The sequence below is a fragment of the Qipengyuania aestuarii genome, assembly GCF_019711535.1.
In the GTDB taxonomy this organism is placed as follows: domain Bacteria; phylum Pseudomonadota; class Alphaproteobacteria; order Sphingomonadales; family Sphingomonadaceae; genus Qipengyuania; species Qipengyuania aestuarii.
On record NZ_JAIGNP010000001.1, the window covers coordinates 939,422 to 953,196 of the forward strand.

12 protein-coding genes and 1 riboswitch are annotated in these 13,775 nt (G+C 62.2%); of the genes, 4 read left to right on the forward strand and 8 right to left on the reverse strand.

The features are described 5' to 3' along the window. Positions 1 to 5: 5 nt before the first annotated feature. From K3175_RS04750 to cobT, 8 genes are all read right to left on the reverse strand, one after another. Positions 6 to 779 carry an ABC transporter ATP-binding protein gene (locus K3175_RS04750; protein WP_221542182.1) on the reverse strand — a complete coding sequence of 258 codons (774 nt, stop codon included), beginning with the start codon at positions 777 to 779 and terminating at the stop codon, positions 6 to 8. Next, positions 776 to 1,753 (reverse strand): FecCD family ABC transporter permease, encoded by a 978-nt coding sequence (locus K3175_RS04755; RefSeq protein WP_221542183.1) that lies wholly within the window; start codon positions 1,751 to 1,753, stop codon positions 776 to 778. Before K3175_RS04755 ends, K3175_RS04750 begins: the two co-directional genes overlap by 4 nt. Then, positions 1,750 to 2,583, reverse strand: coding sequence for an ABC transporter substrate-binding protein (locus K3175_RS04760; protein WP_221542184.1), 834 nt, complete (start codon positions 2,581 to 2,583; stop codon positions 1,750 to 1,752). Before K3175_RS04760 ends, K3175_RS04755 begins: the two co-directional genes overlap by 4 nt. Beyond that, complete coding sequence (locus K3175_RS04765; protein WP_221542185.1) at positions 2,583 to 4,475, reverse strand: TonB-dependent receptor plug domain-containing protein; 1,893 nt, start codon at positions 4,473 to 4,475, stop codon at positions 2,583 to 2,585. The genes K3175_RS04760 and K3175_RS04765 overlap by 1 nt, the downstream gene beginning before the upstream one ends. A gap of 159 nt (positions 4,476 to 4,634) precedes the next feature. Then, positions 4,635 to 4,853: riboswitch (cobalamin riboswitch) on the reverse strand. Positions 4,854 to 4,886: 33 nt separating this feature from the next. Beyond that, positions 4,887 to 5,492 carry a cob(I)yrinic acid a,c-diamide adenosyltransferase gene (gene cobO / locus K3175_RS04770; RefSeq protein WP_221542186.1) on the reverse strand — a complete coding sequence of 202 codons (606 nt, stop codon included), beginning with the start codon at positions 5,490 to 5,492 and terminating at the stop codon, positions 4,887 to 4,889. Beyond that, positions 5,489 to 6,022: a histidine phosphatase family protein gene (locus K3175_RS04775; protein WP_221542187.1), complete on the reverse strand. Its 534-nt coding sequence runs from the start codon at positions 6,020 to 6,022 to the stop codon at positions 5,489 to 5,491. The genes cobO and K3175_RS04775 overlap by 4 nt, the downstream gene beginning before the upstream one ends. After that, entirely contained in the window at positions 6,013 to 6,765 is a 753-nt protein-coding gene (locus K3175_RS04780) for an adenosylcobinamide-GDP ribazoletransferase (RefSeq protein WP_221542188.1), read from the reverse strand. Before K3175_RS04780 ends, K3175_RS04775 begins: the two co-directional genes overlap by 10 nt. Beyond that, positions 6,762 to 7,763, reverse strand: a complete 1,002-nt coding sequence (gene cobT / locus K3175_RS04785) for a nicotinate-nucleotide--dimethylbenzimidazole phosphoribosyltransferase (RefSeq protein ID WP_221542189.1) — start codon at positions 7,761 to 7,763, stop codon at positions 6,762 to 6,764. Before cobT ends, K3175_RS04780 begins: the two co-directional genes overlap by 4 nt. A gap of 234 nt (positions 7,764 to 7,997) precedes the next feature. Between cobT and K3175_RS04790 the strand changes: the two genes are divergently transcribed. The 4 genes from K3175_RS04790 to K3175_RS04805 are packed head-to-tail and all read left to right on the forward strand — an operon-like array spanning position 7,998 to position 13,676. Then, complete coding sequence (locus K3175_RS04790; RefSeq protein ID WP_221542190.1) at positions 7,998 to 10,160, forward strand: TonB-dependent siderophore receptor; 2,163 nt, start codon at positions 7,998 to 8,000, stop codon at positions 10,158 to 10,160. A 2-nt stretch (positions 10,161 to 10,162) separates the two neighbouring features. Further along, the gene (locus tag K3175_RS04795) at positions 10,163 to 10,903 is read left to right on the forward strand and encodes an ABC transporter ATP-binding protein (RefSeq protein ID WP_221542360.1); all 741 of its coding nucleotides are present in this window, start codon (positions 10,163 to 10,165) and stop codon (positions 10,901 to 10,903) included. Further along, positions 10,900 to 12,318, forward strand: a complete 1,419-nt coding sequence (locus K3175_RS04800; protein ID WP_221542191.1) for an ABC transporter permease — start codon at positions 10,900 to 10,902, stop codon at positions 12,316 to 12,318. The genes K3175_RS04795 and K3175_RS04800 overlap by 4 nt, the downstream gene beginning before the upstream one ends. Further along, positions 12,315 to 13,676, forward strand: a complete 1,362-nt coding sequence (locus tag K3175_RS04805) for an ABC transporter permease (RefSeq protein ID WP_221542192.1) — start codon at positions 12,315 to 12,317, stop codon at positions 13,674 to 13,676. The genes K3175_RS04800 and K3175_RS04805 overlap by 4 nt, the downstream gene beginning before the upstream one ends. Positions 13,677 to 13,775 lie beyond the last annotated feature (99 nt).

Sequence of the window (13,775 nt, forward strand, 5' to 3'; positions counted from 1 at the left end):
CCGGATCAGGCCGGTCCTTGGATGTCTAGGCGCAAAGCCCGACCTTCGCGCCTGACATGTGCGGCGATGCCGAACACCGAACGAAGCCGGTCCGGGGTGCAGGTTGCCTCCGGCGGACCATCCGCAACGATCCTGCCGTCATGCATCCACAGCAGCCGGTCCGCATAGCGAACCGCAAGATCGAGGTCGTGGATCACGGTCAGCACGCCGCGCCCATCGCGCGCCATGTCGGCAAACAGGCGCATGGTCTGATGCTGGTGCCTCGGATCGAGCGCTGCGACCGGCTCATCGGCAACCACCAGAGCGGTTTCCGCCGCGAGTGCCCGTGCCAGATGGACCCGCGCAAGCTCGCCCCCGGATAGCGTATCGGCAGCCCGATTTTCAAAACCCTCGAGCTGGCAGGCAGCGATGGCGCGTGTCACAGCGGCTTTGTCTTCGGGCGAAAGGCGGCCAAGCGCTGCGCCATAGGCAAATCGTCCCAGCGCAACGATGTCCTCAACCGGCTGCGGCCATACCAGGGGCCGGGTCTGCGGCAAATAGGCAACACGGCGGGCGCGCTCGATAGGCGACAATTCGCCACTGGGCATGCCGCCGATCCTCACCTCTCCGGTGTCGCCGGGAACAATGCCGAGAGCTAGGCGCAACAGCGACGTCTTGCCCGATCCGTTGGGACCGATCAGCGCCGTCAACGTGCCTGACCCGATCGTGAAGCCGGCATCGCTCACGAGAGCCTTACCTTCGATCGCGTGGTTCAGGTCGCGAGCTTCGAGCAGCATCATGCGAGCCTCCTGCGCGATGCGATCCAGATGAAGATCGGTGCGCCCAGCAGCGATGCGACTACTCCCAGTTTAAGCTCGCTATCGGTGGGTAATATGCGCACGCCGATATCGGCCAGCACGAGGATCAACCCGCCCAGCAGCGCCGAAGGCACCAATAGTTGCGCGGGATCGTAACGCAGGAACGGGCGCACCAAATGCGGCGCGACGATGCCCACAAAGCCGATCGCTCCGGCCAGAGACACCGCCGCGCCAGTTGCGAGCCCGGCGCCGATGATGACGGCCAGACGCTGGCGGCGCAGGTCGAGGCCAAGCCCCTCGGCCGCTTCATCGCCGAGTGAAAGAGCCGACAGGCCTCGCCGCGACATGAGCAGGATCAAGGCCCCGGCAATCATGAAAGGAGCGGCGAAACTGAGATCCGCAAAGCTGCGATTGTCAACCGTCCCCAGCATCCAGTTGACCATGTCGGCCAGGCTGAAGGGATTGGGCGCGAGGTTCATCAGCAAAGCCATGATAGCTGCGGAAAAGCTCGACAGACCTACCCCGATCAGGATCAAGGTCACCACCGAGCGTGTCCGGATCGCCGCCAGCGCTACCACCAGCGTCGCCAGCAATGCACCCGCCACAGCCGCCAGCGGCAGGACAAGCGGCCCCGCGGTTGCGAAGCCGAAATAGAGGACGAAGGTGGCGAACAGGGCGGCGGTGGCCGAAACGCCGAGAATGCCAGGCTCGGCAAGCGGGTTGCGAAGAAGGCCCTGCAGCGCTGCTCCGCTCATCCCCAGCGCGGCGCCGACCATTGCCGCTGCCAACGCGCGGGGCAAGCGGATCTGCCAGACCACCAGCTCATCCCCCTCGCTGCCTTGAAACGCCAGCGCCGCAAGCAAGCGGTCTATCGGAAGAGATACCGATCCCAGTGTCACCGAAAGCAAGAGGGCCAGCAAAAGTCCCACTGCGAGCGTTGCTAGCACCCGCGTCACGAGGCCTTCTCCGCCGCGTTGGCCAGTGCTTCAACCGCATCTAGGACAAACCACCCGCCACACGCTGTCCAAGCACCTTCGAGCGGCACGACAGGTAGCTCGCGTAATTGCGCGCGGGCAACCGGATGGCGCGCAGCGCTCCAATTGTCGACGTGGTTGGTCTCGCTTTCGAAGAAGGATGCGGCCACCATGTCCGGTCTTTCATAAGCAAGGCGTTCAAGCGGAAGCGGGTTCCAGCCCGGTTGCGTCTGGAAATTCTCTATTCCCGCGGCTTCGAAGAGTTCATGTACCAGCGTACCTTCACCCGTCGTCACTCCCGCCGGGGTCATGTACAGGACGGTCTTGCGCGGCATTCCGCGCCTAGCGAGCGTTTCAAGCCGTCTATCCATATCGGCGACCAGTTCCCGCGCCTTCTCAGGCTTTCCCAGCGCTATTCCCGCTCGCAGCACTTCTTCGCGCACCTCCGCAAGTGTTTGCGGAAAACCGATTTGCAGGACCGGAACACCCGGTTTTTCCATAAAATTGGCAATGTCGTGGCCCCCTCCGTATGTACGCACTACGAGATCGGGCTGAAGCACCAGCACATCCGCCGTTCGCGGACGGACGGTCGGGATGCCTGCGGCCTCGGCGCGCATATAGGAATACCGTTTCTCCGCATCGGGGGAGAGCGCAAGGATGTCCTCACGATCCGCGAACTTCAGCACATACTGGTCCGCACAGTAATCGAGGCTGACGATCCGCCGCGGCGCGTCGGCCTTTCGCTCCGCAGCCTGCACACAGGCCAGGAGCGAAAGGCTTGCTGCCGCCGCGAGGATCGCCCGAAAAACCATCAGAGGCGGTATCGCACGCCGCCAAATGCAGCACGGCCGGGTTGACCATACCGATAAACGGTCTCGTATTTGGCATTGAACAGGTTCTCGACGCGCCCGAATATCTCGAGATTGTCGGTTATACCGTAGCTTGTCCGAAGATCGGTCACGACATAGCCGTCAAGCTCGCGGCTATTGCCGGCATTGTCGAAACTGTCGCCAACAACCAGGATTGTGGCCCCCAGACCAATCCCGCTTTCGAGGCGATAGTCGACGACCAGGCTGGCCTTATCCTTCGCTCTGCGGGGCAGAAAATTACCGATGCTCTCGTCGATCGCATCAGTCGTCGTGTAATTAAGGGCGACGTTGAAACCGTCGACTGGGCGCAGGGCAACGCCGAATTCCCAACCATGCGCCGAAGCGACTTCGGTGTTGTCGTAATAACCGTATGGATCGGTATCGGTCGAAACGAAGCCGATGAGATTTTTAGTATCGCGCTCGAAATACGTCACTCCAGCCTGTGCGCGTCCATCCAGAAAGCGGTGTGTAATGCCGGCATCCCAGCTCTCGGACTCCTCGGGGCGAAGCCCGGCGGTGCCGTAAACGCTGTAAAGCTGATAGAGCGACGGAGCCTTGAACCCTTCACCGTAGCTTGCGCGCACTACCGTGGCCCCATTATTGGGCGAGTAAGCTCCGCTGGCCGAGAAAATTGTTTCATCGCCGTAGGTTTCGTGGTCGTCATAACGCACGCCGCCGGTCAGCGAGAGCCCGGCGAAAGGAGCCAGATTGAGCTGGCCATAAACGCTGTTGATCCAAACCTCTGCCTCGTCGGGCGTGGCGCCGTAGCTCGAACTGCGAAATTCGGATTCCTCACGCTCGGCGCCGAATACCAGTTCCGCGAATTCGGCAGCATCGAAACCGCCCTGATATTCGTATCGGCGGTTTTCCCCATGGGCATCAAAGGTCTCGCTATCGCTGCCGAAATCGAAGTTCCGGCGATCGATATTGGTATAGGCAAAACCGATCCGGTTACGCAGCCGCCCATCCAGGAAATCGGCGTTCAAACCAGCATAACCGACCAGATCGTCGCGGTAGGAAACTTCGGCAGTGTCGCCGAATCCGTTTGCGCCAAAGCCGTCGATGTCCGTCTCTCCGTCGGCATAGAATGCGCGCAGGTCGATCGAAATGTTGTCCGCAAGCGCGACATCCAACTTGCCGTTGACGCCGAGGCTTTCGAACCCGTCTCTCTCTTCTCCGCCGCGAGCCTCGCTGAAGGCAGAAATACCGTCGGTGCGAAAATAGGTTGCCCCTACGCTGGCGGCTACAGGTCCAAAGCTGCGGGAAAGATTACCGACCAGCTCTGCGCTGTCACGCTCGCCGTATTCCGCGCTCAAGAAAACGCCAAGATCCTCGCTCGGCTCGCGGGTGATGAGATTCACAACGCCACCGATCGCCTGGCTTCCATAAAGGACGCTCTGCGACCCGCGCACCACTTCGACACGAGCGATATTGCCGGTCAGAAGGGTTCCGAAATTAAACCCGCCGCCTGTAGACGAAGGATCGTTGAGCTTGACCCCGTCGATCAGGACCACGGTCTGGTCGCTATCGGCACCGCGAATGGACAGGTTCGCGTTGGTTCCGATGCCGCCATTGCGGGTGAAGGTGATGCCTGGCACGGTCCGCAGCAGGTCCAGCGCATCGGTCGCCTGCCGGCTTATGATTTCGTCTTCAGCGATAACCGTGACCGACTCGCCTACCTGGCTTATGGCCCGCTCGGTTCGATTGGCGGTGACGACGATCAACTCCGAAGTCATATCGCCATCTTCGGGAAGATCGGCCGACTGGGCCTGAGCCGCGGTCGGGCAGACTGCCAAAGCAGCCACCGCGGCAGTAGTATAGAATACAGTTTTCATTATAAATCCAAAGTCACGCCACGCGGTGGCTCCGGCGCCCGCATGGAAATCGACAGATGGCCCGCCGCACGCCCGCGCAGGGTTTGCGGCACCGGAAACCGGCCTGGCTGCCGTTACTTCGGAAAAAACTTTCCTGTCCCATTGGGCTGGACCCGGCCCCGGACGAACGACGCGACGGCAGGTCTCCTGGCTTACCGATCAAGGCCTTCGAACCGCCTTCCCGGCGAGACCTGTGAGGCATCGCCAGTGGCATAGTGGTCCGGGGCTCCCGGCTTACAGTTGCGGGCACAGCGCCGGATTTGTCCTGACAGACTCACCGACTTCCCTCTTAGCGACAGGCGTTTTCACACCTGAGGCACCGTCTGCCGGCGCCAATGGGCGCAGGGAAAGCCGGTGTCAATCCTGCCCGGATCAGAAGTCCAGCCCTTGCTGGGCCCTTATCCCGTTATGGAAGGCATGTTTAATTTCGCGCATCTCGCTGACCGTGTCGGCGTATTCGATCAGGTCGGGCTTCGCATCGCGCCCCGTAAGGATGACACGGGTCTTGCCGCGCTGCTCCAGCACGTTGATGACAGCGTTCGAGCCGAGATAGTCGTAGCGCAGCGCGATGTTGATCTCATCGAGTACGACCAGCGCATAATCCTGGCTGGCAATCACTTCACCTGCCTTGGCGAGAGCCTTTTCCGCAGCCTCGATGTCACGCTCACGATCCTGCGTGTCCCATGTAAATCCGTCGCCCATGACATGCCAGTCGACCAGATCGGGAAAGCGCCCGAAGAATTGCTTTTCACCGGTCTTCCACTTGCCTTTGATAAACTGGACGACAGCCACTTTCTGCCCCCACCCCAAGGCGCGGGCAATGACGCCGAATGCCGAGCTCGACTTGCCCTTGCCGTCGCCCGTGTGAACCAGCACCAGCCCGCGTTCGGGGTCCTTCAATTCGCGCCGTCGCTGCGCCTGTTCGGCCTGCAGCTTTTTCATCTGCGCCTTGTGGTCGTCCTGCTCGGTTGCGGTCATACAATGTGGTCCGTTTCGAAGGTAAGAAAATCGCCGAAGCCAAGCTTCAGCTCGAAAGGGTCGGGATATCCAAGGATGGCTGAAATCACACGCGCCACTCCGAGGCGGCTGACTGCCAGAACGTCGCCCGGCTCGCCGGCTACGTCAGTCAGATAGGAACACGCGCGCACCATCAGTTGGGCGACACTTTCCCCGCCATGCGGCCGCGCATTCTCGACATCGCTGGCCCATAGATCGATCTCGTCGCGGGGAATGTCGTTCCATGGCTGCATTTCCCAATTCCCGAAGTGGATTTCGGATAGCCGCGGGTCGGTCTGGACTTGCAAATCCAGCAATTGGGCGAGGTTCTGGGAAAGGTTCATGCAGCGGCGCAGGGGGCTGCTGTGCAATCTGCTGACCGGCCGATCGATGCGGGAAAGGACATCCAACAGTTCTGCATGATCGGGGAGACGGGCGTCGATATCCGACTGGCCATAGCACACGCCGGACGCAATCTTCGGCTCGCCATGCCGCAAAAGGATCAGAGCCATGCGAGCAGGCCGAGGTAAAACCCGATTTCGGAAAGCTGCTGGACCGCGCCGAGACAGTCGCCGGTGTAGCCACCTAACTTGCGTTCGAACAGCAACCGCGTCGCAAGGTGGCCCATGCATAGGCCAGCGAGCGCGCAAACCGTGCCGCCCATGCCTGTGAAGATTCCGAAGGCTGCCAATGCCGCTACGCCGGAAAGCGCCGCGACGATCAAGGCGCTGCGGGCCACGCCTGCGGCCACCGGCTTGGCTATGCCTTCAGGTCGGGCATAAGTACTGGTGGCTATCACTACGACAGCCGACAGGCGCGAGAGCCCGTGGGCGACGGGGAGCGCGGCTAGCGCGAGCACAGGCGGCATGGCGGCAAGCGCTGCGACCTTCAGGCCGAGCGCCACGAACAGGGCCGCCGCGCCGAAAGTGCCGAGTCGGCTGTCGCGCATGATCTCCATCATCCGCTCCGGCGTGGACGCGCCCAGTCCGTCGAAAAGGTCGGCCAGCCCGTCCTCGTGAAAAGCGCCCGTGGCGAGCAAGGTTGCGGCGCAGGCGAAAATGGCAGCGATAAAACCGCCGCCGATCATCCACCCTGGCAGAAATGCGAGGGCGCCGATCATGCCGAGAAGCATGCCGACAAGCGGATAGAATGCCGGTGCGGCTTCGAAATCCGCGTCCGACAGCGCCTTGGTTCCTACCGGGATGCGGGTCAGGAACATCCAGGCCGCCAGAAAGGCAGCCAGCGGATTTGTCATGACGCTGCACCCCCGGCACCGGAAACCCCGGCCTGCGAAAAGCTTGCCATCGAGAAAAGCGAAAGAGCCGCGCGGATCATGGGAACTGCCAGCAGCGCCCCCGTGCCTTCACCCAACCGCATGTCGAAATCGAGTAGCGGATCGGCATCCAACCATTCGAGCAGGACACGGTGGCCCTGTTCTGCCGAGCGGTGCGCATAGACGAAAGCATCGGCGCTGGCCGGTTCGATAGCCCGCGCGAGAGCCGCAGCGGAGGTGGCGATGAAGCCATCGACAACCACCAGCATGCCCGCTTCCGACACGCCAATCATGGCGCCGGCCATCGTACCGATCTCGAAGCCGCCGACTTGCGCCAACACTTCCATCGGCGCCAGCTTACCCGTCCGTGCGGCCGCTCGCTCAAGCACTTTGCGCTTATGCGATAGGGCCTCGTCGCCAAGCCCGGTTCCGCGGCCGACGAGTTCGCCGATTTCCATCCCGCTGAGCTTGTGAACGACCAGTGTCGCCGCCGAGGTGTTGGCTATGCCCATCTCACCGAAACAGGCCATCTTGCCCGAAAGACCCGCGGCGAACCGGCGGCCCTGTTCGATCGCGCGTTCCGCCGTTTGGGCTGTCATGGCAGGACCGGCAGCGCTGTCCGCCGTGCCTGAACCCAGCCGTAGGTCGACCAGGGCAGGATGTGGTGCGGGAACCGCCGCGATACCGCAATCGACCACCGTGACCGGAACATTCAACGTGGCGGCAATCACATTCGCAGCCGCTCCGCCGGCAAGGAAATTCGCGACCATCTGCCCCGTTACTTCTTGCGGAAAAGCAGACACACTATTCGTGGCAATACCGTGATCGCCCGCAAAAATAGTCAGCGTCGCACCCATGTCAGGCGAATTCCGATGGCCAAGTACCGAGGCCGCCTGCACCGCCAGTTTTTCCAGACGGCCCAAAGAACCGATCGGCTTGGTCTTGTCGTCGAGGAGGCTCTGCAAGTCTTCTTTCTTCATGCGCGGCACCTTTAGCGCAAGCCATTCGGGAAACAACCGAGCCAAGACGGGCGGTGAACAAGACGAGCATCCCCCGCGACCATATCGCCTTTATTCACAAGTGTGTCCGACAGGTGACGCTTCCACATTGAAGGTATAACATAACATTGACCTGAGCGCAGCGGCAGCTATGGGCGCCAGCCGATGAGATAAAATCTCATGAGCAAATCTCTTTATCCATTGCGAGTCCTCCCCATGATTGCCCGTCTCTCCGTCTCGACAGCCCTCGCCACCGCCAGCCTCGTCCTTCTGCCTGCCCAGGCGCTGGCCCAGTCGGGCGACGATCTCGATCAGGCGTCCGACGCCGCCAGCGCCCGTGGAACCATCATCGTCTCCGGTGTGCGCCAGGCCTATCGCGGCAATTTCGCGATTTCCGAGATCCCTCAATCGATCGACGTGATCGATGCAGAAACCTTGGAAGACAACAATCTGATCCGGCTGAACGACGCGCTCGACCTCAACGCGTCCGTCGCGCGCCAGAACACGCTGGGCGGCCTGTGGGATGCCTTCGCCATTCGCGGTTTCGCCGGCGACGAGAACCTGCCGACCGGCTATCTCGTGAACGGCTTCAACGGCGGTCGCGGCTTCGGCGGTGAGCGTGATACTGCCGGTATCGAGCGGATCGAAGTCCTCAAGGGACCGGCCGCAGCCTTGCTCGGTCGCGGAGAACCCGGCGGCACGGTGAATATCGTCACGAAGCAGGCGCAGATCGGTCAGACCTTCGGCACATTCGGATCGCAGATCGGCAGCTTCGACAAGGCAAGATCGGAAGCCGATATCAACCTTGCGGTGACCGATGGCCTCAGCGCGCGCCTGGTCGGATATATCGAAGGGGGCGACACGTTCCGCGATACGGTGGACGAATTCCGCTGGGGCTTCCTGCCTTCGATTGGCCTGGCCCTGGGCGCCAACACGCGGATTACCTACGATCTTGAAAAAACGCGGGTGGAGACGCCATTCGATCGCGGGATCGTGGTGCTCGACGGGAACTTCAAGACCGTACCCCGCTCGCGTTATCTCGGGGCACCGGGTGACGGCGATCACATTGCCCGCGCCGAAGGCCATTCGCTGCGCATCCAGCACGATCTCGACGATCGCTGGAGCGTACTGCTGGGCGCAAGCATTCGCGACACCCTGCTGACCGGGCTATCATCGGATGCTGACCTGAGCGGATCGCGCCAGTCTCTCTTCCGGGATGGCCGCTCCCTCGCCCGCGAGCGCCGGTCGCGCCTCTATGATTCCGAGCAGACGGTCGTCCGCGGGGAACTGACTGGCGAGTTCATGACCGGGGGCCTGCGCCACCGCGTGCTGCTGGGCGCCGATCACGACAGCTTCGACAATTATCAGCAATTCGGCCGCACCCGCCCACCGGCTCTGTCGACGAACCCGAGCGAAGAGGCAGCCTATGTGATCGATATTCTCGATCCTGTTTACGGGCGCTTCGATCCACCCATCCCGCGTCCCAACAACGATCGCCTGGATCGCCAGACCTCCAGCGGCATCTTCGTCCAGGACCAGATCGAACTGACCGATCGCCTTCAGGTGAGGCTGGGTGCCCGGTACGACGATTTCACCTTGCGGACCGAGAATTACATCACCGACGTCAACAGCGAACGCAAGGATGACCGGATCAGCCCGCAATTCGGGATTGTGTATGAAGTAGCCGCAGCGCTCACGCTCTACGCTGCCTATAGCGAAGGCTTCCGCGCCAATATCGGGACCGACGTCAACGGCGTGATTTTCGAGCCGGAGATCAGCAAATCCATGGAGACTGGTGCGAAAGTGAGCCTTCTTCAGGGCGCACTGACCGGCACCTTCACGGTGTATCAGCTGGAAAAGGACAATGTCCTTGCCAGTGATATCAACAATCCCGGCTTTTCGGTCGCGATCGGCAAGGCGCGCAGTCGCGGCGTCGAAGTCGACATGAATGGCAAACTGCCCGGGAAAGTCGATCTCCTGCTCAGCTATGCCTATGTCGATGCGGAATCGCGCAGCAGCGTGCTGGATCCCAATTTCTCCTTCGAGATCAAGCCGGGCGATCCGCTGATCAATATTCCGGATCACACTTTCAACGCGCAGCTATCGAAGACCTTCTCGGTGGCCGGGCGCCAAGCCAAGCTGGGCGGCGGCGTGCAATATGTCGGCGAGCGTCTGGGAGCGACGGGAACGGAATTCTATCTGCCCGACCACACTCTTGTCAGGGCCTTCGGCGAAATCGAAGTGGTCGACAATGTGTCGCTCTTCGGCACCGTATCGAACCTGTTCGACGCGGCCTGGTACGCCAACAGCTATTCCCAGCTTTGGGTCCAGCCAGGCGCACCGCGCACCGCGACCATCGGCTTCCGGGCGGGGTTCTGATGATGACCGAGCCACACATCCAGCCGGCCGTCGAAATCGCGCAACTGCATCACCGCTACGGCGCGGACCCCGTCTTGCGAGGCCTCGATCTGATTTTGCAGCCGGGCGAAATCTACGCCCTGATGGGCGGCAATGGTGCCGGAAAATCGACCACTCTCGCCGCCTTGCTCGGCTTCATTTCCCCCGAGAGCGGAACGGTGCAGGTTTGCGGCATCGATCCGGTCGCCGACCCGCGCGCCGCACGCGCGCAGATGGCCTATGTCCCGGAGAACGTCTCGCTTTACGAGCACCTGACGGCGCGGGAAAACATCAGCTATTTTCTAGCCCTCTCGGATAGCAGGCGGGGCAGCGACGCCATTGAAGCTGCCCTCACCGACGTGGGCCTGGCGTCCTCCGCCTGGGACAAACGCCTTTCCGGCTTTTCCAAAGGCATGCGGCAAAAGGTCGCGATTGCGTTGGCTCTGGCGCGCGATGTCCCCGTGCTCCTGCTCGACGAACCGACCTCGGGCCTCGACCCTCGGGCCGTGCTGGAATTCAATCGCCTGCTCGACAGCGCGCGCAAGCGGCGCGTGGCGGTTCTCATGGTAACGCACGATCTCGTCAGCGCAGTCGACATAGCCGACCGCATCGGCTTCCTCATCGCCGGGCGCATCGAGGAAGAGAGGGAAGCGCAAGCCAGCGGCTCGAGGTTCGATCTCAATGCGCTGCACGATCGCTATACGCATGCGGAACGCGCGGCATGAGTGCGGCAACATTGATCGCGCGCGAGGAATGGCGTCTGTTGGCGCGCAACCGCGCAGGCCTTCTTGCCACTGCACTGCTGGTTCTGCTCGTCCTCGTGGCGAGCTTCACCAGCCTCGAACGGCGCAGCGCCATTGAAGCGGATCGGGAACGCTATCAGGCCAGCACAGATCATGATTTCGATGCACAGCCCGATCGCCACCCGCATCGGATGGTCCATTACGGCCAGTTCGTCTTCCGCCCGGTGGCGCCGCTGGCCTTCTTCGATGCCGGGGTGGACAGCTTCACCGGCAACACGATCTTCCTGGAAGGGCACCGGCAGAACAGCGCGAATTTCGCAGAGGCCAGGCAATCCTCGCTGCTTCTGCGCTTCGGCCAGCTGACACCAGCCTTCGTCCTGCAGACGCTGGCGCCCTTACTGCTCATCTTCCTGGGCTTCGCCAGCGTCGCGAGAGAGAAGGAAAGGTCGACCCTACGTCTGATGCTAGCCCAGGGGATCAGCGGAAAAAGCCTCCTGTTCGGCAAATTTCTGGGTCAGGGCGTTCTGGCGCTCCTGATCGGTCTGCCCGCCTTCACAGTGCTGGTGGTTTTCGCAGCCACCGGTTCGACAGGTTGGGGAACGGTCGCCCTGATGATCGCGGCCTATAGTGCTTGGCTGCTGCTGTGGGCTTTTCTGAGCGTCCTCGTCTCCGCTCTGGCACAAAAGCCGCGCGATGCGCTGGCCGTGCTGATAGGGCTCTGGATGGTGATTGTCATCCTCCTGCCGCGCGCACTGCCCCAGGCCGCTTCGGCGCAGACCGAACTGGCAACCAAGATCGAAAGCGAGATCGCGCTTCACCGCGACCTGCTCGAGATCGGCGACAGCCACGACCCTGAAGACCCGTATTTCAACGACTTCCGCGACAAGGTGCTGGCGCAATATGGCGTCGATACGGTGGAAGATTTGCCAGTGGATTACACTGGCCTCGTCAGTATCGAGGGCGAGAAATTGACCACAGCAATCCATGCCGATTCCGCCCAGCGGCAGGCGGCGCTGGAGACGGAGCAGAACGCCTTTGTGCATCGCTTCTCGGTGCTCAGCCCGCTTATCGCCATTCGCCAGCTGTCGATGGCGCTGGCCGGCAGCGATCCGACGGCCCATCTCGATTTCCTCGACCAGGCCGAAGCCTTCCGGTATGATTTCGTCCAGCAATTGAACCGCATGCAGGCCGATCTCCTTCCGGAGGTCGAGGGCGATGATCCGCGTATTTCGGCGGAAAACTGGAAAGAAATCCCGCGGTTCAGCTATCAATCCAGTGACCGGCTTGATCGATCGGACCGGCTTGTCTGGCCCTTCGCCGTGCTCTTGGGATGGCTTGCCGTCATTGCTGTGGCTGCCCCGTTTGCCGCGCGCCGTATCGGGAGGATGGGACAATGAACGCTCTTCGTGCCGAGGCTCGCCTGCTGCTGCGGTCGGGCCGCAACCTTCTTGCCCTCGTTCTGCTGCTGGTACTGTCCTGCGCGGCGGTCTGGGTGGGTATTGCCAAGATCGAGAACCAGCGCGCTACCATAGAGCGGGTCGAACGCGAGCAGGCTCGCGACCTTGCATCGGTGGAAGATGCGAACGCGGGGCCCGAAGGCGATGCGGGCTATAATGCCTATTATGCCTTCATGCTGACGCAGGACCCTCCGCCCGCGCTGGCCTTTGCGGCGATCGGGCAGCGCGATCTGCAGCCCTTCGTCCTGCGGGTGCGGGCGCTGGGATTGCAGGGGCAACTCTATGATTCCGAAACATATAATCCCGAACTGGCGCTGCCTGGCGTGTTCGATTGGGCCTTCGTCCTGATCTATCTCCTCCCGCTGGTGGTGATTGCGCTTGGCCATGACCTGGTGACCGGAGAGCGCGAGACAGGGCGGCTTCGCCTGCTGCTCTCGCTGGCGGGTGAAGGGCTGTGGCTGCGGCGGATCGCGCTGCGCTACGGCGCCGTCATGGCCGCCGTCGGCCTGCCGCTGGTCGTGGGCGGGATCATCATGGCCGCGCCGGCTGCCGGAGTGGCGGTCATGCTCGCCGGAGCGGCGCTTTACTGCGCTTTCTGGTTCGGCCTCGCCATGCTGGTGGGCGGGACGATGCGGTCGTCGACCACGGCGGCGGCGGGCATGATCGGCTGCTGGATCGTGCTGACGCTGGTGCTTCCCGCCCTCGCCAATGCGGCGATTGCGCGGCAGGTGCCGGTGGCCAAGGGCATCGACCTGACGCTGGCGCAGCGCGAGAATGTGCACCGCGGATGGGATATTCCCAAGGAAGAGACCTTCGAGCGCTTTTTTGCTGACCACCCGGAATGGCAAGGAAAACAAGAATTTGAGGGCCGCTTCCACTGGAAATGGTATTATGCGATGCACCAGGCCGGGGATGCTTCGGTGGCCGGGGATGTGGCGGAATATCGCGCGAGCCTGGCGCGGCGCGAGGAATTGACGCGGGTGCTGGGCTTTGTTCTGCCGGGTGTGGGGACGATGAATCTGGTCCACCGGATGGCCGATACCGACATTGCCGGACAGCTCGCCTACCAGGACAGCATCGCCGATTACCACACGGATCTGCGGACGTTCTACTACCCCTATCTCTTTGAAGATAAATACTTTACCCGCGCCGACTTCGCCGCGATCCCGCGCTATTCACCGCGCGCCGGGACGGGGTCGGTGGCGCTGGGACCGCTGTTGGCGCTGGCTTTGGCGGCGCTGCTGGTAGTGGCTGCGGGGGCCCTGCGGATGCGCCGGATTTCGGGGCATTCACGGTAGAGGAAAGGGCGCGGCGAGGCTTTTGCCAATGCCGCGCCCTGTTCCGGAATAGGGCCCGAACACCCTCTTGATCGGCCACCGCAGGCCCGGACACCGGCT

What these genes read in the sequence shown, in the direction of transcription:
- K3175_RS04780 (WP_221542188.1), bottom strand. Translation starts at nt 6,765, where the DNA reads ATGACAAATCCGCTGGCTGCCTTTCTGGCGGCCTGGATGTTCCTGACC.
- K3175_RS04765 (WP_221542185.1), bottom strand. Translation starts at nt 4,475, where the DNA reads ATGAAAACTGTATTCTATACTACTGCCGCGGTGGCTGCTTTGGCAGTC.
- K3175_RS04805 (WP_221542192.1), top strand. Translation starts at nt 12,315, where the DNA reads ATGAACGCTCTTCGTGCCGAGGCTCGCCTGCTGCTGCGGTCGGGCCGC.
- K3175_RS04790 (WP_221542190.1), top strand. Translation starts at nt 7,998, where the DNA reads ATGATTGCCCGTCTCTCCGTCTCGACAGCCCTCGCCACCGCCAGCCTC.
- K3175_RS04775 (WP_221542187.1), bottom strand. Translation starts at nt 6,022, where the DNA reads ATGGCTCTGATCCTTTTGCGGCATGGCGAGCCGAAGATTGCGTCCGGC.
- K3175_RS04750 (WP_221542182.1), bottom strand. Translation starts at nt 779, where the DNA reads ATGATGCTGCTCGAAGCTCGCGACCTGAACCACGCGATCGAAGGTAAG.
- cobT (WP_221542189.1), bottom strand. Translation starts at nt 7,763, where the DNA reads ATGAAGAAAGAAGACTTGCAGAGCCTCCTCGACGACAAGACCAAGCCG.
- K3175_RS04795 (WP_221542360.1), top strand. Translation starts at nt 10,163, where the DNA reads ATGACCGAGCCACACATCCAGCCGGCCGTCGAAATCGCGCAACTGCAT.
- cobO (WP_221542186.1), bottom strand. Translation starts at nt 5,492, where the DNA reads ATGACCGCAACCGAGCAGGACGACCACAAGGCGCAGATGAAAAAGCTG.
- K3175_RS04800 (WP_221542191.1), top strand. Translation starts at nt 10,900, where the DNA reads ATGAGTGCGGCAACATTGATCGCGCGCGAGGAATGGCGTCTGTTGGCG.
- K3175_RS04760 (WP_221542184.1), bottom strand. Translation starts at nt 2,583, where the DNA reads ATGGTTTTTCGGGCGATCCTCGCGGCGGCAGCAAGCCTTTCGCTCCTG.